16 protein-coding genes and 2 pseudogenes are annotated in these 20,066 nt (G+C 69.8%); 7 read left to right on the top strand and 11 right to left on the bottom strand.

Annotated features, from left to right (window positions below):
• Positions 1-34: 34 nt before the first annotated feature.
• A complete protein-coding gene (locus ACWGKT_RS17390) occupies positions 35-1,165 on the top strand; it encodes a saccharopine dehydrogenase NADP-binding domain-containing protein (RefSeq protein ID WP_453274299.1) in 1,131 nt (376 codons plus the stop codon).
• A 14-nt stretch (positions 1,166-1,179) separates the two neighbouring features.
• Here the strand turns inward: ACWGKT_RS17390 and manD are convergent, their stop codons facing one another.
• Complete coding sequence (manD, locus tag ACWGKT_RS17385) at positions 1,180-2,421, bottom strand: D-mannonate dehydratase ManD (protein ID WP_453274298.1); 1,242 nt, start codon at positions 2,419-2,421, stop codon at positions 1,180-1,182.
• Between the two features lie 139 nt (positions 2,422-2,560).
• Positions 2,561-4,006 (bottom strand): gluconokinase, GntK/IdnK-type, encoded by a 1,446-nt coding sequence (locus tag ACWGKT_RS17380; RefSeq protein ID WP_453274297.1) that lies wholly within the window; start codon positions 4,004-4,006, stop codon positions 2,561-2,563.
• A gap of 238 nt (positions 4,007-4,244) precedes the next feature.
• On the opposite strand from ACWGKT_RS17380, the gene ACWGKT_RS17375 reads away from it, so the two are divergent.
• Positions 4,245-4,460, top strand: a complete 216-nt coding sequence (locus ACWGKT_RS17375; protein ID WP_356153807.1) for a hypothetical protein — start codon at positions 4,245-4,247, stop codon at positions 4,458-4,460.
• A 30-nt stretch (positions 4,461-4,490) separates the two neighbouring features.
• Here the strand turns inward: ACWGKT_RS17375 and ACWGKT_RS17370 are convergent, their stop codons facing one another.
• On the bottom strand, positions 4,491-6,557 hold the full coding sequence (locus ACWGKT_RS17370; protein WP_453274296.1) for a SpoIIE family protein phosphatase: 2,067 nt from the start codon (positions 6,555-6,557) through the stop codon (positions 4,491-4,493).
• Between the two features lie 215 nt (positions 6,558-6,772).
• On the opposite strand from ACWGKT_RS17370, the gene ACWGKT_RS17365 reads away from it, so the two are divergent.
• Together ACWGKT_RS17365 and ACWGKT_RS17360 are read left to right on the top strand one after the other, a co-directional pair.
• Complete coding sequence (locus ACWGKT_RS17365) at positions 6,773-9,145, top strand: SpoIIE family protein phosphatase (RefSeq protein WP_453274295.1); 2,373 nt, start codon at positions 6,773-6,775, stop codon at positions 9,143-9,145.
• A gap of 184 nt (positions 9,146-9,329) precedes the next feature.
• Positions 9,330-9,452 carry a hypothetical protein gene (locus ACWGKT_RS17360; protein ID WP_453274338.1) on the top strand — a complete coding sequence of 41 codons (123 nt, stop codon included), beginning with the start codon at positions 9,330-9,332 and terminating at the stop codon, positions 9,450-9,452.
• A 311-nt stretch (positions 9,453-9,763) separates the two neighbouring features.
• On the opposite strand, the gene ACWGKT_RS17355 is transcribed toward ACWGKT_RS17360, so the two are convergent.
• Positions 9,764-10,336 carry a TetR/AcrR family transcriptional regulator gene (locus ACWGKT_RS17355; RefSeq protein ID WP_453274294.1) on the bottom strand — a complete coding sequence of 191 codons (573 nt, stop codon included), beginning with the start codon at positions 10,334-10,336 and terminating at the stop codon, positions 9,764-9,766.
• Positions 10,337-10,721: 385 nt separating this feature from the next.
• On the opposite strand from ACWGKT_RS17355, the gene ACWGKT_RS17350 reads away from it, so the two are divergent.
• Both ACWGKT_RS17350 and ACWGKT_RS17345 read left to right on the top strand, forming a co-directional pair.
• Positions 10,722-11,270, top strand: a complete 549-nt coding sequence (locus ACWGKT_RS17350) for a hypothetical protein (protein WP_453274293.1) — start codon at positions 10,722-10,724, stop codon at positions 11,268-11,270.
• Between the two features lie 140 nt (positions 11,271-11,410).
• On the top strand, positions 11,411-12,679 hold the full coding sequence (locus ACWGKT_RS17345; protein WP_453274292.1) for an FAD-dependent monooxygenase: 1,269 nt from the start codon (positions 11,411-11,413) through the stop codon (positions 12,677-12,679).
• 334 nt (positions 12,680-13,013) lie between these two features.
• Here the strand turns inward: ACWGKT_RS17345 and ACWGKT_RS17340 are convergent, their stop codons facing one another.
• From ACWGKT_RS17340 to ACWGKT_RS17315, 6 genes and pseudogenes are all read right to left on the bottom strand, one after another.
• Complete coding sequence (locus ACWGKT_RS17340; RefSeq protein ID WP_453274337.1) at positions 13,014-13,931, bottom strand: NADP-dependent oxidoreductase; 918 nt, start codon at positions 13,929-13,931, stop codon at positions 13,014-13,016.
• A gap of 81 nt (positions 13,932-14,012) precedes the next feature.
• Positions 14,013-14,267 (bottom strand): annotated as a pseudogene (locus tag ACWGKT_RS17335) (isocitrate lyase/phosphoenolpyruvate mutase family protein); the annotation flags it as partial.
• A 164-nt stretch (positions 14,268-14,431) separates the two neighbouring features.
• Entirely contained in the window at positions 14,432-15,145 is a 714-nt protein-coding gene (locus tag ACWGKT_RS17330; RefSeq protein ID WP_453274291.1) for a class I SAM-dependent methyltransferase, read from the bottom strand.
• Entirely contained in the window at positions 15,142-15,645 is a 504-nt protein-coding gene (locus tag ACWGKT_RS17325) for a hypothetical protein (RefSeq protein ID WP_453274336.1), read from the bottom strand. The genes ACWGKT_RS17330 and ACWGKT_RS17325 overlap by 4 nt, the downstream gene beginning before the upstream one ends.
• A gap of 2 nt (positions 15,646-15,647) precedes the next feature.
• Entirely contained in the window at positions 15,648-16,913 is a 1,266-nt protein-coding gene (locus tag ACWGKT_RS17320) for a molybdopterin-dependent oxidoreductase (RefSeq protein ID WP_453274290.1), read from the bottom strand.
• Positions 16,914-17,094: 181 nt separating this feature from the next.
• On the bottom strand, positions 17,095-17,832 hold the full coding sequence (locus tag ACWGKT_RS17315) for a flavodoxin family protein (protein WP_453274289.1): 738 nt from the start codon (positions 17,830-17,832) through the stop codon (positions 17,095-17,097).
• 177 nt (positions 17,833-18,009) lie between these two features.
• Between ACWGKT_RS17315 and ACWGKT_RS17310 the strand changes: the two genes are divergently transcribed.
• Entirely contained in the window at positions 18,010-19,701 is a 1,692-nt protein-coding gene (locus ACWGKT_RS17310) for an acetolactate synthase large subunit (protein WP_453274288.1), read from the top strand.
• 14 nt (positions 19,702-19,715) lie between these two features.
• Here the strand turns inward: ACWGKT_RS17310 and ACWGKT_RS17305 are convergent.
• Positions 19,716-20,008 (bottom strand): annotated as a pseudogene (locus ACWGKT_RS17305) (transposase); the annotation flags it as partial.
• Positions 20,009-20,066: the final 58 nt, after the last annotated feature.

The raw sequence follows: 20,066 nt of genomic DNA, 5'->3' as shown, positions 1-20,066 counted from the left end.
TTGTCGTGTCCACACGCCGGTAGCATCCCGGCGCATGGGGGAATCGAACCTCGTCGTGGTCGGGGGAAGCGGCTTCTACGGCCGGTACGTCGTCGCGGACCTGCTCCGCAGACCCGACGTCCGCGTCACCGTCGTCTCCCGCAGACCGCCGCAGCCGCCCTTCCCGTCCGACCGGGTCCACTGGGTCGCCGGTGACCGCGACGCCCCGGAGCGACTGGGCGAACTCCTGGGCGACGCGGCCGCGATCGTGCACTGCGCGGGCCCGTTCCAGGCGCTCGCCGGCCCCGGCAGCCATCCGCTCGGGCCGCTGCGGGCGGCGGTGTCCGCCGGAGTACCGTACGTCGACATCTGCGAGGACCGCTCCTTCCTGCGCGCGGCGGCCGCGGTGGCCGGCACGGCGACGGCACCCGTCCTGACGGGGGCCTCCGTCGTGCCGGGCCTGCAGGCACTGATCGTCCACGACCTCGCGAACGGCATGGACCGGGTCGACGGCGTCCTGTGCTGCGCCGCTCCCGACACCCGGCGGCACCGCGGCCCGGCGATGTTCGAGGCGATGATGCACGGCGCCGGGCTCCCGTTCACGGCTCCTCGCGGGGGCGTCCCGACCGTGGTGCACGGCTGGTCCGAGCCCGAGTGGACCCTGTTCCCACCGCCGGTCGGCCGGCGCCTGGTCCACCAGGTGTACGAGATGGCCGACCTGGACGTCCTGGCCGACCTGTGCGGTGCCCGTACGATCGCCTTCAAGGCCGGCACCGAATTCACCTCCGTCAACCGCGCGTTGGGACTCTTCGCGACGCTCCGCGCCCGCACCGGGCGGCCCCGCGGCACCCGGCACTGGACGCCGGTGGTGCGCGCGGCGTCCTGGCTCGTCGGCCGGTTCGGTGACGAGGCGGGCGGCTTCACGGTCACCGTGAGCGGCCAGCGCGACGGACGTCCGGTCACCCGACGACTGGGCATGACGGCCCGCCGGGACGGCGGCCGCATCCCCTCACTGCTCGCCGGCATCGCCGTCGACCACCTGCTGACGGGCCGACTCCCCACCCCCGGCCTCGTCCCCCTCCACTCCTGGCTGACACCGCACGAACTGCGCACGGCCCTGCGCGACCGCGGGATCGACCTGTGGCGGCGGGACGACGAGGACGACTGGCGACCGTGGGAGGAGTGACGGCCCGCTCGCCCTCACCAGTCGTGCACGGTCCCGTCGCGCAGCCTGCTGACCGGCAAGTACGCCTGCTGATACGGGAAGTGACGGGCCGCCTCCACGTCGAGGTCGACGCCCAGGCCCGGTGTGTCGGACGGATGCAGCAGTCCCTCGTCGAAGCGATAGGAGGTGCGGAAGACCTCCAGGGTCCGGTCGGAGTGCCGCATGTACTCCTGGATGCCGAAGTTGTGCACGGCCAGGTCCAGGTGGAGGGCGGCCGCCATGCCCACCGGGGAGATGTCGGTGGGACCGTGCATCCCGGACCGGACCCCGTAGACGGCCGCGAGGTCCAGCAGCTTCTTCATCGCGGTGACGCCACCGGTGTGGGTCACCGCGGAGCGCACGTAGTCGATCAGCCGCTCGCTGAGCAACGTGGTGTAGTCGTAGACGGAGTTGAAGACCTCGCCGATGGCCAGGGGGGTCGTCGTGTGCTGCCGGATGAGGCGCAGGGCCGCCTGGTCCTCCGCGGGCGTGGCGTCCTCCAGCCAGAACAGGTCGTACGGTTCCAGGGCCTTGCCCAGCCGGGCGGCCTGGATCGGTGTCATCCGGTGGTGTCCGTCGTGCAGCAGCGGGAGTTCCGGGCCGAACTCCGCGCGCACGGCCTCGAAGACGCCGGGCAGGTGCCGTAGGTAGGCGCGCGTGTCCCACGTCTCCACGGTGGGCCGGGGCCGGTCGCCGGCGGTGGGGCGTGCGGGCTCGTAGTCGTAGCGGTCTCCGCCGCCGGCGCTCGACGCGGCGACGCCGTACACCGAGTCGAAGCCGGGGATCCCGGTCTGGACACGGATGGCGCGGTAGCCCTGTTCCTGGTGGGCGCGTATGGAGTCGAGCAGTTCGGGCACGTCGCGGCCGGAGGCGTGCCCGTAGGCGAGGGCGCCGCTGCGGGACGCGCCACCGAGGAGCTGGTAGAGCGGCATCCCGGCGCACTTGGCCTTGATGTCCCACAGCGCCGTGTCCACGGCCGCGACGGCCGCCATGGTCACGGGGCCGCGCCGCCAGTACGCCCCTCGGTAGAGGTACTGCCAGGTGTCCTCGATCCGGGAGGCGTCGCTCCCGATGAGCAGGGGCACGACATGGCTGTCCAGGTAGGAGTGGACGGCCAGTTCGCGGCCGTTGAGTGTGGCGTCGCCGAGTCCGACGATGCCGTCCTCGGTGGTGATGCGCAGGGTGACGAAGTTCCGTCCCGGGCTGGTGACGATCACCTCGGCGGACACGATCTTCATGGTGGATCCCCCTCTTCCGGCGGTTCGTTCAGTCGAGTCGTTCAGTCGGTCCGTTCGGTCGGTGCGGTCGGTGCTCTCGGTGGGCGCGGCAGCCCTGTGCGGCGGTGACGGCTGGATGAAGCCGGGGGCGAAAGCCGGGTCAGTGGCCCCGGATGCGCCGGGCCAGTTCGGTCTGGACCTCGGCGACGATGCGTTCGACCGGCAGGGTCGCGTCGACGGTCATCCCGGCCTCGTCGTCCTCCAGTGGTTCCAGGTCCTCGAACTGCGAGGACACCAGGGCCGCGGGCATGAAGTGCGACTTCCGGCTCTCCACACGGGACGTCGCGGTGTCCCGGTCGATCGTCAGGTGCACGAAGAACGCGTCGGGCCGGGCCACGCGCAACAACTCCCGGTAAATACGTCTGAGCGCGGAGCAGGTGATCACCAGCCCCTCCTCCGCGCCCGCCGTCCGCATACGGCCCGCGAGGGCGGCCAGCCACGGACTGCGGCTGCGGTCGTCGAGCGGGGTGCGGTTCTCCATCGCCTCGACGTTGCTCCGGGGATGGAAGCCGTCCCCCTCCTCGAACGGCACCCGGAGCGAGTCCGCCAGGTACCGGCCGACGGTGCTCTTGCCGCAACCGCTGACTCCCATGACGACCACGGGAGCGCGTCGGGCGTGGAACAAGCCGGCCATGGCCTCCTGGAAGCCGGCCCGATGGGCGGGTGGCAGGCCGTTGGCGTTGAAGTGGTCCAGGCCCGCCCGCAGTCGGTCGCGCACGCCGGGATCGCGCAGTCGTCCGCTCCGGATCTCGGCGAGGAGCGCCTCCGCGAAGGCCTCGGCGGCCGTGGCCAGACCCTGGTCGATGGCGTAGGCCAGTCCCATGTGCAGCCACATGGCGATCGGCTCCGGCCGGGTGGGGTACCGCTGGACGGTGTCGGGGCAGACGGCGGCCCGCGTCGGCGTGATCACCGCCTCCTGGTGAGTGCCGGCCCAGTTCCTGTCGATGCGGTGGTTCAGCGCCATGACGACCGGATAGGACAGGCGCAGGAACAGCTCGTTGCGCGAGCCGGCGAGGAGAGTTCGGTGGAAGGCCGCGTCCACGTCCCTGAAGCACTGCCGGATCGCCGCGCCCTCCTCGGGCCGCGCGAAGTCCGGGTCCTCGCTCAGGGCGAGCAGGGTGCGGGCATGGCTGGTGAGGTCGTGGCAGATCTCGGCGGACCGGCTCCGGGCGGCCAGCCTGGCCGCGTGGGGCTCGATCACCTCCCGCAACTCGGTCAGTGACCGCATCTGACTGTCGGGGGCCACCTCCAGACGCCACGCGATGACGTCGGGGTCCAGCAGGTCCCACTGTTCCAGCGCCTGTACGGTGGCCCCGATCCGCGGTTGCAGATTCACCAGGCCCTTCTGGTGCAGCGTCTGCAGGGCCTCGCGGGCCATGGGGCGGGTGACCTCGAACTCCTGCGTGACGGCGTCCACGGTGAGGTGGTGGTCGCGGGGCTTGCCGCCCTCCACGATCTGGCAACCCAGTTGCTCCACCACCCGCGCGGTGGAGCCCCGTAACGCGTCCTCGGATCCTTCGGGCAGGTCGACTTCGGGACCAGTCATGGCAGAGATGCTAGGTCACAGCGCCGATCTGGTCAGCCATCCAAACGCCATTAACGGAAGCGCGGAATGGCGTTGGGGCGCACGCCGGGGCATTTCGCGCACCTCTGCCGCCCCCGTACGACCCCGAAGCCGATTGATGAGGCATCAGATGCCTTCTCTGGCCTAGATCACATCAGTACGTTGGTCAGCCATCGAAAGGTTTCGATGACGTGGAGGACCGGCCATGCAGGAGAGCCGTATGCCCGAACCGACCTCGCCCACGCCTCCGCCTCCCCCTCCGCCTCCACCCGAGCGGTTATCACTGCGCTGGGCCCTCATCCTCTTGGCCGCGGTGGTGGCGGGACTGCTGGTGGGCCTGCTGACGTACGCCCAGTCCCGCAACTGGCCGGCCTCACTTCTGGCGGCGCTCGGAGCGAGCGGCGCGGCCCTGGTGAGTCTTCCGCTGCTGCTCTGAAGCACCGGACGAGCGGGCTCGGCTCATCGCTCAGGACTGGGCCCGGGCGATCAGCAGGGCGACGTCGTCCTCGCCCCCGGGCGGCCGCAGTATCTCCAGGATGCGGTCACAGGTGTCCTCCGGATCTCGGCCACATGCCGTACTGAGGGCGTCGAGGAGGGCGTTCAGGCGGACGTCGATCGGTTCGCTCCGGGTCTCGACCAGACCGTCGGTGTACAGGGCCAGCTCGTCGCCGGGGCGGAACGCGATGGTGGCCGCCTCGAAGGGCACACCGCCGACACCCAGCGGCGCGCCGGTGGGCAGGTCGAGCAACTGCGCTGCCTGGCCCACCCGCATCAGGGCCGGGGGCAAGTGACCGGCGAGGCAGATCTGGCACTGGCCCCGGTGCGGGTCGTACACGCAGTAGATGCAGGTGGTGATGGTCTGCTCGGTGCCCTCCGTCAGGTGGTCGAGGTGGCGCAGGGCCTCGGCGGGGGCGAGGTCGAGTTCGGCGAAGGCGCGGGCGGCGGTGCGGAGTTGGCCCATGGTGGCGGCGGCGTTGATGCCGCTGCCCATGACGTCCCCGACGACCAGGGCGGTCTTGTCTCCCCGTAGGGGTATGGCGTCGAACCAGTCGCCGCCGATCTCGCTCGTTGCGCCCGCGGGTTGGTACCGGCAGGCCACCTTCAGGCCGGGCAGGAGCGACGGGGGCTCGGGCAGCAGGCTGCGCTGGAGGGTCAGGGCCGCATGGCGCTGCGTCTGGTATCCGCGGGCGTTGTCGATGCAGACCGCTGCTCGGGCGGCCAGTTCGGAGGCCAGGAACGCGTCGTCGTCGTCGAAGGGCTCGGGGTTCCGGGTGCGTCTGAGGTCGAGGGCGCCGAGGACTTCGCCTCGGGCCACGAGCGGCACGGCCAGGTAGGAGTGCACACCGTCCGCCGCGAGGAGCGAGGCGGACTCGGCATGGCGGGCGATGCTCGCCGGATCGGGACGGGCGGTGCGGGGCATGAGCACCGGCCGGCGGGTGCGCACGCACTGGGAGATCAGGGGGTCGTCATGGTCGACGAGTCCCGTGACGGGATCGGCCGTGCAGGCGGCGTCCGCGGAGTGAACCGCGTGCACGGCCAGGGCGCGGAACCGTGCGGGGCCGGTGTGCGGCGTCATCCGGTCGGGCAGGGCGTCGTCGAGCACGAGCACGGCGGCCGCATCGGCCAGAACCGGTACGACGATGTCCGCGAGTTCGCGTGCCGTCGTCTCCAGATCGAGGGTGGTACCCACGCAGGCGGAGGCCTGGGCGATCAGGTCCAGCCGCTGCCGGGCCCGGGCGGCTTCCGTGGCGGCTCGATGACGTTCGGTGACGTCGATGACGGAGTAGGCGATGCCCAGCACCCGCCCGGCCGAGTCCTCCAGTCGGTAGTACGAGACGGACCAGGCGTGCTCATGGTCCGGGTCGCCGGGGGGACGACAGACGATTTCCCGGTTCACGACCGACTCGCCCGTCTCCAGGACATGCCTCAGACGGGCCTCGGGGTCCGTGTCGAGGAAGGTCAGGATCTCGCCGACCGACCGGCCGAGACGGTCGGCGGCGGAGTGACCGGAGATGCGTTCCAGAGCCGGATTCACGGCCAGGTACCGCAGGTCGCGGTCCAGGATGGCCAGCCCCAGCGGGGACTGGGACACCAGCCGCATGGCCAGGGCGGCGTCGCGCTCGACCTGTTCCACGACGGCCTGGTCCGCGGCCAGGCCCAGGACGTAGGTGTCACCGAGGTCGTCCAGCAGCCGCATGTTGCGGAACTCCACGAGGCGGGTGCTGCCGTCCTTGTGCCGGACGGGGAAGGCCCCGGCCCAGTCCTCACCGGATTCCATGACCTCGGCGAAGAGCTTGACCACCTCGTCCTGGTGCTCCTCGTGGACGGTCAGCAGCGCCGCGTGCTCGCCCAGCGCCTCCGCCGAGGTGTAGCCGAAGAGCTCCTCGGCCTGGGGACTCCAGAAGACCACGCGGCCCTCGGTGTTCAGCACCACCGCGGCCACGCTCAGCAGGTCGAGCAGGCCACTGGGCGGCGAGGCAGGGCCCACCGCGGGCCGGCTCATGCCTGCCCGGGAGGAGTCCGTCGTGCCCATGCCTCATTGTCCTTCCCGCTCGGCGCCTCGGCCCGTGCCTACCGGCGGGTGTGCTGCCTCCATCCATGGTCAGGCCTCCCGCTCCGGATGGCATGGTGGGTCGCGCCCGGCAATTCATCGGCCCCCGCCCCGTGGCAGCGGGTGGTCCTCGCGTGTGCGGTTGTCGTCCGTCGTGCGGCACGGGATGCTGAGTGAGCACGAAGGGAAGCGGTGTCATGGATCGTTTTCCGAATGCCGCCAACGTCGATTTCCACAGTCCTCTGGACCTTTCCAAGGCCGCCGCCGCGGTACTCGACGCCGAAGGCCGCGTCTCCGGGTGGGGAGCGTCGGCCCAGCGCCTCCTCGGACACGCACCGGAGGACGTACTCGGAAAGCCGGCCGGCCGACTGCTCGCCGCGGCCCCCGGACAGCGGCTGTCCGCTCTCTGCAGGACGCACAAGCCCCGCTGCACCGTCCTGGACCTGTCCTGCCGGGACGGACGCACCCTGCGCGCGGCCGTGACGTTCAGCCCGCTCGAACACCTGGGCGTCGCCGCGACCGTCGTGGTCGCGGCCGAGCTGGAGGCGCTGCGCGGCTGGGAGGCGCAGCTGGCGATGCTGCAGGGACTGGCGACCGAGTCGACCGTGGGCCTGACGATCTTCGACACCGACATGCGCGTCGTCTGGGGGAACGTCTCCACCGATCTGGAGCTCGCGGGTATCGCCCAGTACATCGGCCGGCCGGCCGCGGACCTCTTTCCCGAGGGCGAGTTCATCTCCCGGCACCACCCCCCGGACGAGGACCAGATCATGGAGCACGTCATGACGACGGGCGAACCGATCATGGGCATGCACTACCGGGGCCGCGCCCCCGCCGACCCGGTGCGCGAGCACGTCTGGTCCTGCTCGTACCACCGGCTGGTGGACGCCCGGGGCGAGCTGCTGGGGCTGTTCGAGGAGTCCCTGGACATCACCGAGCGCTACCGCGCCCAGGAACGGCTGTCGCTGCTCGTACGGGCGGGAAAGCGCATCGGTGCCTCGCTGGACGTACGACGTACCGCCGCGGAGCTCGCCGACGTGGCGGTGCCGCAGCTGGCGGACGAGGTGCTGGTGGACCTGCCGCCGGCGGTCATCGAGGGACGGCAGCCGCCGACGGGATCGGCGCCGGGGCACAGTCTGCTGCGGATGCACGGCCGGACCCCGGAGGAGTTCCGGACCAGTCCCGTCTCCTATCCACCGTCGTCACCGCAGGCGCAGAGTCTGGGCACCGGCCGCCTCGTCGTCGACGCCGCCCCGCCCGAGGCACCGGACGAGGAGGGACCGGCCGCCTCGCACTCCTGTCTCTTCGTGCCACTGCTCACCCGCAATACGGTCCTGGGCCTCGCCACCTTCCGGCGCAGCAGCAACCCCGACCCCTTCGGACCCGAGGAGCAGACGCTCGCCGTGGAACTGTCCGAGCGAGCCGCCGTCGGCATCGACAACGCGCGCCGTTACACCAGCCAGCACGCGGCGGCCCTGGTCCTGCAGCAGAGCCTGCTGCCCCAGCACCTGCCCGAGCAGAGCGCGGTCGACGTGGCGTACCGCTATCTGCCGGCCGACAGCCGTGTGGGGGTGGGCGGCGACTGGTTCGACCTGATCCCGCTGTCCGGTGCCCGAGTGGGCCTGACCGTGGGTGACGTGGTGGGCCACGGCATGCACGCGGCCGCGACCATGGGCCGGCTGCGCGGCACCGTGCGGACCCTGGCCCTGCTGGACCTGGACCCGGCCGAACTACTGACCCGGCTGGACGGCCTGGTCGCGCAGGACTCGGAACCCCACGCGAACGACGGGCTGAGCGACGAGGCGCTCGGGGTGACCTGCCTGTACGCGATCTACAACCCGGTCAACGGCCGGTGCTCCTGGGCGAGCGCGGGCCATCCCCCGCCGATCGTGGCCGACGCCAGCGGCTCGGTGGCGCTGTCCTCGCTGGCGCCGGGACCGCCCCTGGGGCTGGGCGGCCTGCCCTACGAGAACGTCGATCTGAACCTGTCCGACGGCAGCGTCGTGGCGTTCTTCACCGACGGAGTCGTGGAGGACCGGCGCACCGACATCGATAGTGGGATCGACCGCCTCGCCCACGTGCTGACCTGGCAACGGTGCCCGCTGGAGGAACTGTGCGACCGGGCGTTCTCGTCGCTGCCGCCGGGACCGCAGGCGGACGACGCCACGCTGCTGCTGGTCCGCACCCGGCGGCTCGACACCGATCAGGTGGCGGATCTGGAGCTGCCGCCCGACCCGGCCATGGTGGCGCAGGCCCGCACGCTCACCGAGCACCAGTTGGAGGCCTGGGGCCTGTCCGAGCTGGCGTTCACCGCCGAACTCGTGGTGAGCGAGCTGGTCACCAACAGCATCCGGTACGCCACCGGGCCCGTCATGCTGCGGCTGATCAGGGACCGCTCCCTGCTGTGCGAGGTCTCCGACAACGCGCACACCGCACCTCACCTGCGGCGAGCACGTCGGGACGACGAGGGAGGCCGCGGCCTGTTCCTCGTCGCCCAGGTGTCCCAGCGCTGGGGCACGCGCTACACCGCGTCCGGGAAGACGATCTGGGCCGAGCTGGCCATCCCGTAGGAGCCCCTGCCACGGTGCACGCACCGTGCGCCCGGCCGCCCCGGTGTGCGCAGGCATGGTGTCCGCACGCATAGCCTAGCCAACCCCTGAACTATGTTGTCCCACCACATGTGCGCCTGACCTGCGTCTTCCTACGGTGTGCCGACACGTACCCGTCCCCACCGCATACGAGGAAGTGGCGCACATGGCCTCCGCAGCATCCGCTCCCCCGACGCCCGCACCCCCCGCCGACCTGAAGCGCGTGGTCGCCGCCAGCCTCATCGGCACCACCATCGAGTGGTACGACAACTCATCCGATCAGAGCTAGGACCTGCTGCTTTCCATGATTCCGGCCGACAGGGTCAGCACGGAACCAGCACCGGGTCGGGGGCATGCCGCCTCGCTGCAGCCCGACGACGAGTACTACGCCGAGATGCGGCAGGCGCCCTGGCGGCGCTTCCGACGGATCCACCGCCCCGAATGAGAGTTCAGCCAACCCCCGTTCAAGCAGTAATAACTTCGCAGTTCAGGGCGCTGGATGAGGTCATCCCGTTGACTGCGGCGTCGCCCCTCCCGTGGGGGCCTACGGCGCCATCGACAGGGAGCGTCCCAGCAGGAGGCGACTTCTGCGCAGCCGACTCACGCGCCTGGTGCTTCTTCCCGGTCTGCGGGGGCGGATCCCTTCGAGACCGGGAGGTGGCCGTGCAACAGGAGGCTGACAAGCTGGCCCACCACCGCCTCGCCCGGCGGTATGCGGTTCACCGCGGCCAGGTACACGACGGTTCCGGAGTAGATGTCGACCATCAGTGAGGTATCGGTGTCCGGCGGCAACCGGCCTTCGAGGCGGGCCCGCTCCAGCAGCTTCACGACCGAGGCGCGGCGAGGTTCGATGAGCTCGGCGAAGGCTCCGGTGCCGGTGGGATCCTCGATCACGTCGGCGAGCAGCGCCGGGAGGATCAGGCAAGTGGGCATGGCGGAGACGAGCTCGATAGTGAGACGGACGGCCGTGCGGAGGTCGGCTTCGAGGTCGCCGGTCTCGTGGATGGGAGGCAGGGGGACTTCCCCGCTGAGGGCCTCGATCACGAGTGCGGCCTTGTTCGGCCACCACCGATAGATGGTGGCCTTGCTGACTCCGGCCCGCCGGGCGATGCCTTCGAAGGTCAGCCGCTGGTATCCGACCTCGCCGAGGAGGTCTTTCGTGGCTCGGAGCACGGATTCGTGAGATTCCCGGCGTCGCCGACGCGAATCAGGCGCGATGTGGTCGGGCTGGGCGGCGTACTCAGGAGCCAAGGCGCTCTGGCGGCCGTCTTGCCGCCTGGGAGTGTCCACCGCATGTCTCCCTTGTGAGCCATTGGCACCCCGTTGATTTTGCCCTGAAAGTGGCCTTATATTGACGAAACGGTGCGTTTCGTACTCTATGCTCCGTCTTGTACTCAATAGTAGGATCCGCAAGCCTGCTTGGAAAATGCTGGGACGTGGTTCAGCAGGTCCGGCGGGTGGATCACCACGCGTCAGACCCGCGCGCAGGATCTGGCGCCTATGGGCGTTCCCCCTGAGCGCCCGAGATCCCTGTTGCGACCCCCGGAAGGGGGACATCATGCGCGCGACTACGGGCAGGATGCGACGGATAGCCGCTGTGATCTGCACGGCACCCATCTTTGCCATCGCGGCCGGAGCCGGCGCTGCCAGCGCGGCCGCTTTCCCCTCGTCGTCCCATGTTGCTTCGGCTCCCTCCCACGACAGCAAGGGCCTGGGAGATCGCTGCTTCTACAGTGACGGCTGGGGCTGGGGCTGGGGCTGGGGAGACCGCTGCTTCTACGGTGGCGGCTGGGGCTGGGGAGACCGCGGCCACTCCGGTGACGGCTGGGGCTGGGGAGACCACGGCGGTGGCGGGTACGGCGGTGGTGACCGCGGCGGTGGCGGGTACGGCGGTGGCGACCACGGCGATGGCGGCTACGGCGATGGCGGCTACGGCGGCGGCGACCACGGCGATGGCGGCTACGGCGGCGGCGACCACGGCGGTGGCGGCTACGGCGGCGGCGACCACGGCGATGGCGGCTACGGCGGCGGCGACCACGGCGGTGGCGGCTACGGCGGCGGCGACCACGGCGGCGGCGGGTCCGGCGGCGGCGGGCACGGCTACTGACGCTCCAGCGCAGTGAGCTCGCGATCAACGTTCGGCAGTTTCGTGAGTGCCGAATCCGGATGCCCGGACACCTCGGGCATCCGGACCCGTCTGAAGCGACAGGCCTCCCATCCGACTGGTAGTCGGGGCGGTGGGTAGCGGTGAGGATCGTGTGCGTCGGTGCGGGGCCTGCGGGGCTGTACTTCGCGATCTCGGCCAAGTTGCGCGATGCCGGGCACGAGATCACCGTGTACGACCGTGACCCGCCGGCGGCCACCTACGGCTGGGGCGTCGTGTACTGGGACGACCTGTTGGACGTCCTCTATCGCAACGATCCGGAAAGCGCGCGGGAGGTCACCGCCAGGTCCGTGCTGTGGCAGGACCAGGAGGTGCGTGTGCACGGCTCGGGCGGCGAGCAGACGGCGCACTTCGGAGGTTACGGATACAGCATCAGCCGATCTGCATTGCTCGACGTCCTGGCCCGGCGTGCCTCGCAGCTCGGCGTCGACCTCCAGTATGGCCACCGCGTTGCAGATCACTCGACGCTTCCCGAAGCGGACCTTCTCGTTGCCGCCGACGGTGCGAACAGCGGGATCCGGGGACAGAGCGCAGCGTTCGGAACTCGCATTGAAGTCGGTCTCAATCCCTACATCTGGCTCGGCACGGACCAGGCGTTCCGCGGCTTCGTGTTCAACTTCGAGCAGACGTCCGCCGGATGGATCTGGTTTCACGCCTACCCCTCGGTCGCGGGAATCAGCACCTGCATCGTCGAATGCTCACCGCAGACCTGGCACGCTCTGGGACTAGACGTGCTCGGCCGCGACCCGGGAGTGCGACTGCTGGAGGACACCTTCAAGCGCGGACTCGACGGCCACCGCTTGATCAGTCGATCACGGGGCGCGCCGGCGCGCTGGCAGCGCTTCGCGCACGTGACCAACGAGACCTGGTACCACGGCACGACGGCGCTCGTCGGCGACGCTGCCCACACCACCCACTTCACGCTGGGGTCGGGCACCAGACTGGCGATCATCGACGCGATCGTCCTCGCACACAGCCTGCAGAAATACCTCGACGTGGAGGACGCCTTGCGGGAGTACGACCGCCATCGCCGCGTGGAACTCCATCCGGTGCAGGCGGCCTCGCGTACGAGCATGGCGTGGTTCGAGCACTTGGACCAGTACATCGACCGCGACGCTGTGGCGTTCGCGCACGCCATGTCGGTACGCCACGGCGGCCAGAGCCCCTGGCACCACCAACTCCACATTGCCACCCAGATCGCTGCCGTACGCACGGCACGGCGCGCCTTTGCCACTGGCCGACGTTGGTACCTCGCCCGCCGACGAGGCGAAGGGAAAGACGCCCAGTCACGTCAAACTGGCCGACTACCGTGCCCGCCCGGACTTGATCAGCTGGGAAACCGTGACGGGTAGACAGCCGGACGCGCCGCCCGCCCGCCGCCGCAGGACGGTGTGCACCATGTCCTCGGTGATGACGGCCGGCCGCGAGCGGCGGCGAGCCCTTCCAGGGTCGACTCGCGGATGTTCTCCCGCTCGGTCTCCGCGACCGCCGCGAAGAATGCGAAGAGCGGCTTGCCGTGCCCGCTGGGTCGTACATTCCCGCGAGGGGGCCGGCGAGCATCTCCAGCACAGGCCGTGGGCGAACAGGTGGCTGGCGAGCGCGGTGAGTTCGGCGGCGTCGCGGCTGAGCCGCTTCATCTCGTACACCGTGGGGATGACCCGCCAGTCGGGCTGTGGCCATCACTCCCTACGGGCGTACTCGGATGACTGTCTTCCCGCTGCGTCGCGTGGCCGAGTTAAAGGCACCAACGGCATCATCCAAGCTCGCGACGTCGCCGATGTTTGTCCGCAGCCGTCCATCCCGCACCCGCTGCACGATCTCACCCAGTTCGGCACGATCGGCCTCGACAACAAAGTCCACCGCCAGGCCGTCAGTGGGCCGCGCCTCGACCGGGCCGACGATGGACACCAGCGTTCCTCCGGCCTTGATCAGGGCAGCGGACCGCTTCTGAACGTCGCCACCGATGACATCGAAGACCAGATCGACGCCGCCGACGTCTTTCAGCGCGTCCTTCTCAAGGTCGACGAACTCATGCGCGCCGAAGTCGAGTGCCTTCTCACGGTCGGCGGCGCGTCCAGTGCCGATGACGTAAGCGCCGGCCTCACGTGCGAGCTGGGTCACCATCGTCCCGACTGCCCCGGCCGCGCCATGAGCGAGGACAGTCTGGCCGGCCTGAAGGCGCCCGTGCTGGAACAGCCCCTGCCACGCGGTCAGACCTGAGATGGGCAGGGACGCACCTACCGTGAAGTCGACGTCGCCGGGCAGCGGTGCGAGGTTGCGTGCTTCGATCGCCACGTACTCCGCCAGGGTGCCGTCGCGGTGCCAGTCGGCGAGGCCGAACACCCGCTGCCCGACCGACAGCCCCGTCGTACCGTAGCCGAGGGCGGTGACCACTCCGGCCAGCTCGTGGCCGGGGATCGACGGTGTCTTGTCACGACCGGCGCGATCGGTCCAGGTCGATGGCCACTCCATCTCAGTCGGGACGAAGCCCGATGCGTGAATCTGAACGATGACGTCGTTGATGGCTGCGGGCGGCTCAGGCCGCTCCGTCAGCGTCATCCCGGCCGTTCCCGCGGCCTGGTCGGTTACCACAATGGCTTTCATTGAGATTGTCCCCTTCCTCGCAGGTGGTGTGGGCATTGGTTTCCAAGTGGGTGTTGAGATGAAGGTGCAGGCAGCGACGTCTTCAGGCGCGTCGCCGTAGCCGTCCTGGGAGTCTCCGTCGACGGGCAGCCCGGTGAGCTGACCGAACAGCCGCGCATGCGCGAGGTGCTCGCCACGGGTGACTTCGTGACGCCCGTCGGACCGGCCGAGCGTGGCAGCGAGCTCCGCTGACGATGTCGCGATCGCCTCGAAGCCGGCATCGGCCAGCATCAGCGCCGAGAGGCCGTCCCATGTGTTCGGCAGGACGAGGCCGCCGTCACGGGTGTGCAGTGCCATGAATCTCTCATAGAGTTCGGAGCCTGGCATACCGAACCTCTCCCGAGCGATCGTTGGAGACGGTGACGGATCGAGCGGCAAGGTACGCCGCCTCGACGAGGACGCCGACGCTCATCCCGGCGTATGGGTCCGGTGAGCCGGATGACGGTGACACAGACCATTCCTCAAACTCGTGCCACGCTCACCCAGCCTGGTCCCTCGCCTGGGTCGACCAAGGAAGATCTCCGATGAGCCAGGGTGAGGAAACAGCGGTGTCCGCTCGTCCACTGGTCGGTGATGCTGAGGGCGAGGTCCTCGGCGACCCTGTGGAGCGCGCGTCGCCCCAGCCGCGCCCAGGGGAAAGGCGGACCGCTGTGGCCCTGGAGGTCCTCGAACCGCACCGTGCACAGCTCCTCGATGTCATCGGGGTCGACCTCGATGACGAGGCGTCCCGCCGGGGCCATGAGGCCACCACAGCGGTGCAGCAGGCTGCGAGGGTCGCCTCCAATGCCGATGTTGCCGTCGATGAGCAGAACCGTCTGCCAGCCATTCTCGGCCGGCAGAGGGTCGAAGACCGACCGGCACAGTGCGAGCCCGCCCCGGACGCTGGTGAGTGCGACCGCGCGAGGTGCGATGTCGACCCCGAGAGCGAAGACTCCCCGGCTCAGCAGCTCTCTGCACAACCGGCCCGGCCCGCAGCCGACATCCAGGACTGGGCCGATGCAGCGTTCGAGCACGGTCGTGTCAGCTGCTGTGGGCTGCTCGTGCCAGCGGTGCACGGGCATCCGGATCCGGCGCCCGTCGACCAGCCGCATATACACCGGTCCACGGCCGGGTCGCAGGGCCAGCGCGTAGGGGTCCTGCTCGGTGCCGTACAGCTTGTCCTCGTCGGTGGTCACGGTGGGGCGCCATGACCTGTGGCGGGCAGGCCCTCGTCGCCGCGGTCGGCCCGCCGGGCGCGGCGAAGTCGGATCGCGAAGGCCACCGCGGAGGCGGCGAAGAGCACGCCGGTGATCGCCAGCCATCGGCCGAGGTAGACGCTGTCGGAGAGCCCGGTGTCACCGGGGTAGGGGACGGCGAGCCGGAAGAGGAGCGGGAACCAGACCAGCAGGAGCAGGCCGGACAGGAATGCGGGGACGCGCAGGTAGTTGATCCACGGCACTGCTGGTCCGTCGGCAGTGCGATGACGCAGTACAGAGAGGGCAGACAGGTCGGCCAGCGAGTACAGGGGCAGCAGAATGAGGTCATGGAGGATGGCCGCGCCGACGAACCAGATCGCCACCTCCAGCGGCCGGACCGCGAAGAGGCGCACCATGGCGTAGGCGGTGAGGGCGAAAGAGGCGATCAGGACCAGTAGATGCAGGGGGCCTGAGCCGTACCAGCGGACGAATCGTGTCATGGTCACGCCCTGAACGTGAGCCGGTGGACCCACTTGGTGTTGTTCACGCCGGGGTTGGCCGGGACGATGACGCGGGCCGGGTATCCGTGATCGAGCGAGAGGTCCGCGCCGTTGACGCGGAGGGCGAGCAGCGCTCTGGAATCGCGGATCTGGTTGCCCCGTAGCACCACCCTGGTGAACGGGCCGGGAGGTTGGATGGATTCGACCAGGACGCTTCCGGCGTCGGTCATGCCGGCCAGGGCGGCGAGGTCGGCCAGCCGGAGGCCGCTCCAGTTCTGGTCGTCGGTGGACCAGCCCTCCACGCAGGCGATCGGCAGAGCGGCGGCGTGCTGGGGCATCGTCAGAAGCTCCTCGCGTGTGAAGACCTGCGGCGCTCCGCCTCCGAGCACCTCCAGCCGCCAGCTGGGGCCGACCAGAGCGGGGGTGACGCCGACCTTCGCCGCCGTCTTGTTGATCTGGAAGGCGTTCGGGCCTCTGCCTGGGTCGCGGTTGTGTGGTGCGAGGAGCGCGGTGCCGCGCAGCCGGCCGCCGATGCTCTGTCCGGCGGTCACGGCGAGAAGGAGGAGCGAACCCGCGCCCACCATGCCCAGCGCACCGCGGCGGGTCATCGTCGGCTGAGCGGGGGCAGCTGCCACCAGGCCATCGGGGTCGGGTGGTTCGGGAACGGTGTGGGCGAGGTCGGTGCGCAGCTCGGCACTCAGACTGCGCGAGCGCAGGGTCCGTGTCATCCGGCCGAGCTTGAGGCACACGTGGACGACGAAGGCGGCGATGAACACCCAGGCGCCGTAGAAGTGCAGGCGATAGAAGGAGCCCGGGAAGACGTAGTAGAGCTGGATGTTGAGGATACCGGTGACGAATTCGAAGATGACGCCGCCGACCAGCATCAGCAGGGACATCCGCTCGAGTCCGTGAGCGACGGAGCGCACGGGCAGCCATTCGAAGAGCTTCGGGATGACCGACCACAACTTGGCCAGCAGGACCGGGACGAGGATCACGCCCAACGTCACATGGACGCCCTGGAGCAGCCGGTAGAACCAGTACGGGTGCGTCGGCCAGCTGAAGAGGTAGAAGCCCAGCACGCCCTTGTCGGGTGTCTCGTCATTGAGTGGACTCAGGCCTGGATTGTAGGAGGCGTAGGACAGCAGTCCGGTGACGAACAGCAGAGGAATACAGATCAGGAGGACCAGTCCGAACACCGACGTCAGCCAGGGCCCGCGGATCGGACTGCGCCAAAATCCCGGCCGGAACGGCCCCGGGGGCGGGGGCATCTGGCTGACGCGCTGCGCCGCCGTACGGGTACGGGCTGCCGCCGACGCTACCGCAGCCGCCCCACCGGCCCGCACACGCCTCAGCCGCTCCCCTGCGCGCTTTTCGTCCGGCCCCCGGCGCGCCGGCCCACTGCGAGGGGCCGAACCCGACGGCCGACCGCCACTTGCCATCGGCATCCCGCTACCGGTGCTCGGGGTTTTCGTAGTCGCGGCGGCAGCCTGCGTCCCAGGCGGTGCGCTGGTTGCCGTAGGCGGGGATGCCGCCCAGGTCCTTCAGCGCTCGGGCCAGGTGCAGCAGGTTCCAGGTCATGAAGGTGGTGTTGCGGTTGGTGAAGTCGTTCTCCGGACCGCCCGAGCCGGGATCGAGGTAGGAGGGGCCGGGGCCGGCCTCGCCGATCCATCCGGCGTCCGCCTGGGGCGGGATCGTGTAGCCCAGGTGCTGGAGACTGTAGAGGACGTTCATGGCGCAGTGTTTGACGCCGTCCTCGTTGCCAGTGATCAGACAGCCGCCGACGCGGCCGTAGTAGGCGTACTGTCCCGCTTCGTTGAGCAGGCTGGAGCAGGCGTAGAGGCGTTCGATCACCTGCTTCATCACGGAGCTGTTGTCGCCCAGCCAGATGGGGCCGGCCAGCACGAGGATGTCGGCTGCCAGGACCTGCTGGTACAGGTCGGGCCAGGCGTCCCGCTGCCAGCCGTGCTCCCTCATGTCGGGCCACACGCCGGTGGCGATGTCGTGGTCCACCGCCCGTACGACGTCGAGGTGCACTCCTTGTGCGTCCAGGATGGCGGTGCTGCGCTCGATCAGCCCCTCGGTGTTGCTCGTCTCCGGCGAGCGCTTCAAGGTGCAGTTGAACACCAGAGCACGTAGGTCGTCGTACCGGGCCGGCGGCGTGTCGGTAGCGGGCGACGAAGTAGTCACACGGTCCTCCCGGAGCCCTGCCGCCGCGCGGTGCGCGGCGACTCATCCACTGCGCCCAGCCTGCAGGTCGACCGCGGCAGCCGCCACCACAACGCCTCCGAATGGTCCCGGCGTTGCGCGCCCCCGGTCGGCTGCCGACGAGTGGCCGGGACCGGTGGCCACGCCTACGTTCGTCTCATGGGTACCGAAGGCGCGAGCGAGTCGCGGAACACGGCAGCAGTTGAGGACGTCGCGCACCTGCTGGTGCGCTGTCTGCGGGCCGAGGGTGTGGAGTACGTCTTCGGGATCCCCGGCGAGGAGAACATCCGCTTCGTCGACGCACTGAACGGCTCCGGGATCCGGTACGTCCTGGTGCGCCACGAGCAGGCCGCCTCGTTCATGGCGGAGATCTACGGCCGGCTGACCGGCCGGGCCGGGGTGTGCTCGGCGACGCTGGGGCCCGGCGCGATCAATCTGCTGCTCGGTACCGCGGACGCCATGACGAACAGCGCACCGATGGTGGCCCTGGCCGCCCAGGGCTCCCTGCGCCGCATCCACAAGGAGTCGCACCAGATCATCGACCTGGTATCGATGTTCGCTCCCGTCACCCAGTGGTCGGCCCGTATCGAGTGTCCGGACGCGGTGCCGGAGATGACGCGCAAGGCGTTCAAGACAGCGCAGAGCGAGCGGCCGGGGGCCGTGTTCCTGGCAGTCCCGGAGGACATCGAGGCGGAGCGTCCCGCCGAGCGTCTGGCGCCCTTGCAGAGAGACGCGGTTCGGGCCGACGCGCCGTCACCCTCCCAGATCGCACGGGCCGCCGAGGTGCTCGCGGCCGCACGGCACCCGGTCGTGCTGGCGGGTCATGGCGCCGCGAGAGCCGGGGCCTCGGCCGCCCTGGTGCGGTTCGCCGAACGGCTGAACATCCCGGTCGCGACCACGTTCCACGGCAAGGGCGTCTTCCCCGACGACCATCCGAACGCCCTCGGCGCGGTCGGCTTCATGCGCCACGACTACGGCAACTTCGGCTTCGACGCGGCCGATGTGCTGCTCTGCGTGGGGTATGAGATCCAGGAGTTCGACCCCGTCAAGATCAACCCGAATGGCGACAAGCGAATCGTGCACATTCACCGCTTCCCCGCCGAGGTGGACGCCCACTACCCGGTCACCGTGGGCGTCGAAAGCGACCCCTCGCAGGCGCTGGACGCACTCTCGGCAGCGCTCCCCGAGGGACTCACCTACGACGCGGGAAGCAACGAGAAGATCCGTACGCTGCTCGACGAAGAACTGCAGTACGGACGCGACAGCGACGCGTTCCCCCTGGTACCGCAGCGCGTCGTGAGCGATGTGCGCACCGCGTTGGACCGCCACGACATCGTGCTCGCCGATACCGGCGCCGGAAAGATGTGGATGTCCCGTCTCTACCCGACCTTCGAGCCGGATACCTGTCTGGTCTCAAATGGCCTGTCCACGATGGGGTTCGCGCTGCCGGGTGCTATCGCCGCCAAGCTGGCCCGGCCGGACCGGCGCGTCCTGGCGATGATGGGCGACGGCTCGTTCCTGATGAACTCCCAGGAACTCGAGACGGCCGTCCGTGAACGCGTCCCGTTGGTCGTCCTGGTCCTGGTGGACGAGGAATACGGCCTGATCACCTGGAAGATGGAACTCGAACTGGGCCGCCACAGCCACACCCGGTTCACCAACCCGGACCTGGTCGCCTACGCCGAGAGCTTCGGCGCACGCGGCTACCGGATCGAGGCCGCCGACCAGCTTTTGCCTGTGCTGCGCGGGGCCCTCGACGACGACGGGGTCTCCGTGATCGCTTGCCCCGTGGACTACTCCGAGAACCTTCGCCTGACCGACAGACTGGGCAGTCTCCACGGGCCGTTCTGAACCAAGAGGTCATCTCATTTGGTGAGTCTGCGGCAGCAAATGAGGGTGCAGGCGATGCTGGTGAGGCCAGAAAGTGGACGGCCTTGCGTTCGTAGCGGCGGTGCAGGCGGCGGCATCCGGCGAGCCACGCCATGGTGCGTTCGATGGTCCAGCGGTGCCGTCCCAGCCGCATGGAGGACTCGATGCGTTTGCGGGCGATGCGGTGCCGGCCGCGCTGGCGTAACCATCGGCGCAGGTGGTCGTAGTCGCAGCCCTTGTCGCCGTGGAGCTTGGCCGGCCGCCGTCGGCGCGGACCGCGACGGGAGCTGAGCTGCGAGGCCGGGCTCGGTCTCTCAGTCCGGTCACCTGCCACACAACGACTCTGA

It is taken from the genome of Streptomyces sp. NPDC054794, from assembly GCF_053611585.1.
This window is presented reverse-complemented; position numbering and strand designations above follow the sequence as displayed.

What these genes read in the sequence shown, in the direction of transcription:
- ACWGKT_RS17365 (WP_453274295.1), top strand. Translation starts at nt 6,773, where the DNA reads ATGGATCGTTTTCCGAATGCCGCCAACGTCGATTTCCACAGTCCTCTG.
- ACWGKT_RS17310 (WP_453274288.1), top strand. Translation starts at nt 18,010, where the DNA reads ATGGGTACCGAAGGCGCGAGCGAGTCGCGGAACACGGCAGCAGTTGAG.
- ACWGKT_RS17340 (WP_453274337.1), bottom strand. Translation starts at nt 13,931, where the DNA reads ATGAAAGCCATTGTGGTAACCGACCAGGCCGCGGGAACGGCCGGGATG.
- ACWGKT_RS17350 (WP_453274293.1), top strand. Translation starts at nt 10,722, where the DNA reads ATGCGCGCGACTACGGGCAGGATGCGACGGATAGCCGCTGTGATCTGC.
- manD (WP_453274298.1), bottom strand. Translation starts at nt 2,421, where the DNA reads ATGAAGATCGTGTCCGCCGAGGTGATCGTCACCAGCCCGGGACGGAAC.
- ACWGKT_RS17380 (WP_453274297.1), bottom strand. Translation starts at nt 4,006, where the DNA reads ATGACTGGTCCCGAAGTCGACCTGCCCGAAGGATCCGAGGACGCGTTA.
- ACWGKT_RS17370 (WP_453274296.1), bottom strand. Translation starts at nt 6,557, where the DNA reads ATGGGCACGACGGACTCCTCCCGGGCAGGCATGAGCCGGCCCGCGGTG.
- ACWGKT_RS17325 (WP_453274336.1), bottom strand. Translation starts at nt 15,645, where the DNA reads ATGACACGATTCGTCCGCTGGTACGGCTCAGGCCCCCTGCATCTACTG.
- ACWGKT_RS17375 (WP_356153807.1), top strand. Translation starts at nt 4,245, where the DNA reads ATGCCCGAACCGACCTCGCCCACGCCTCCGCCTCCCCCTCCGCCTCCA.
- ACWGKT_RS17360 (WP_453274338.1), top strand. Translation starts at nt 9,330, where the DNA reads ATGGCCTCCGCAGCATCCGCTCCCCCGACGCCCGCACCCCCCGCCGAC.
- ACWGKT_RS17390 (WP_453274299.1), top strand. Translation starts at nt 35, where the DNA reads ATGGGGGAATCGAACCTCGTCGTGGTCGGGGGAAGCGGCTTCTACGGC.
- ACWGKT_RS17320 (WP_453274290.1), bottom strand. Translation starts at nt 16,913, where the DNA reads ATGCCCCCGCCCCCGGGGCCGTTCCGGCCGGGATTTTGGCGCAGTCCG.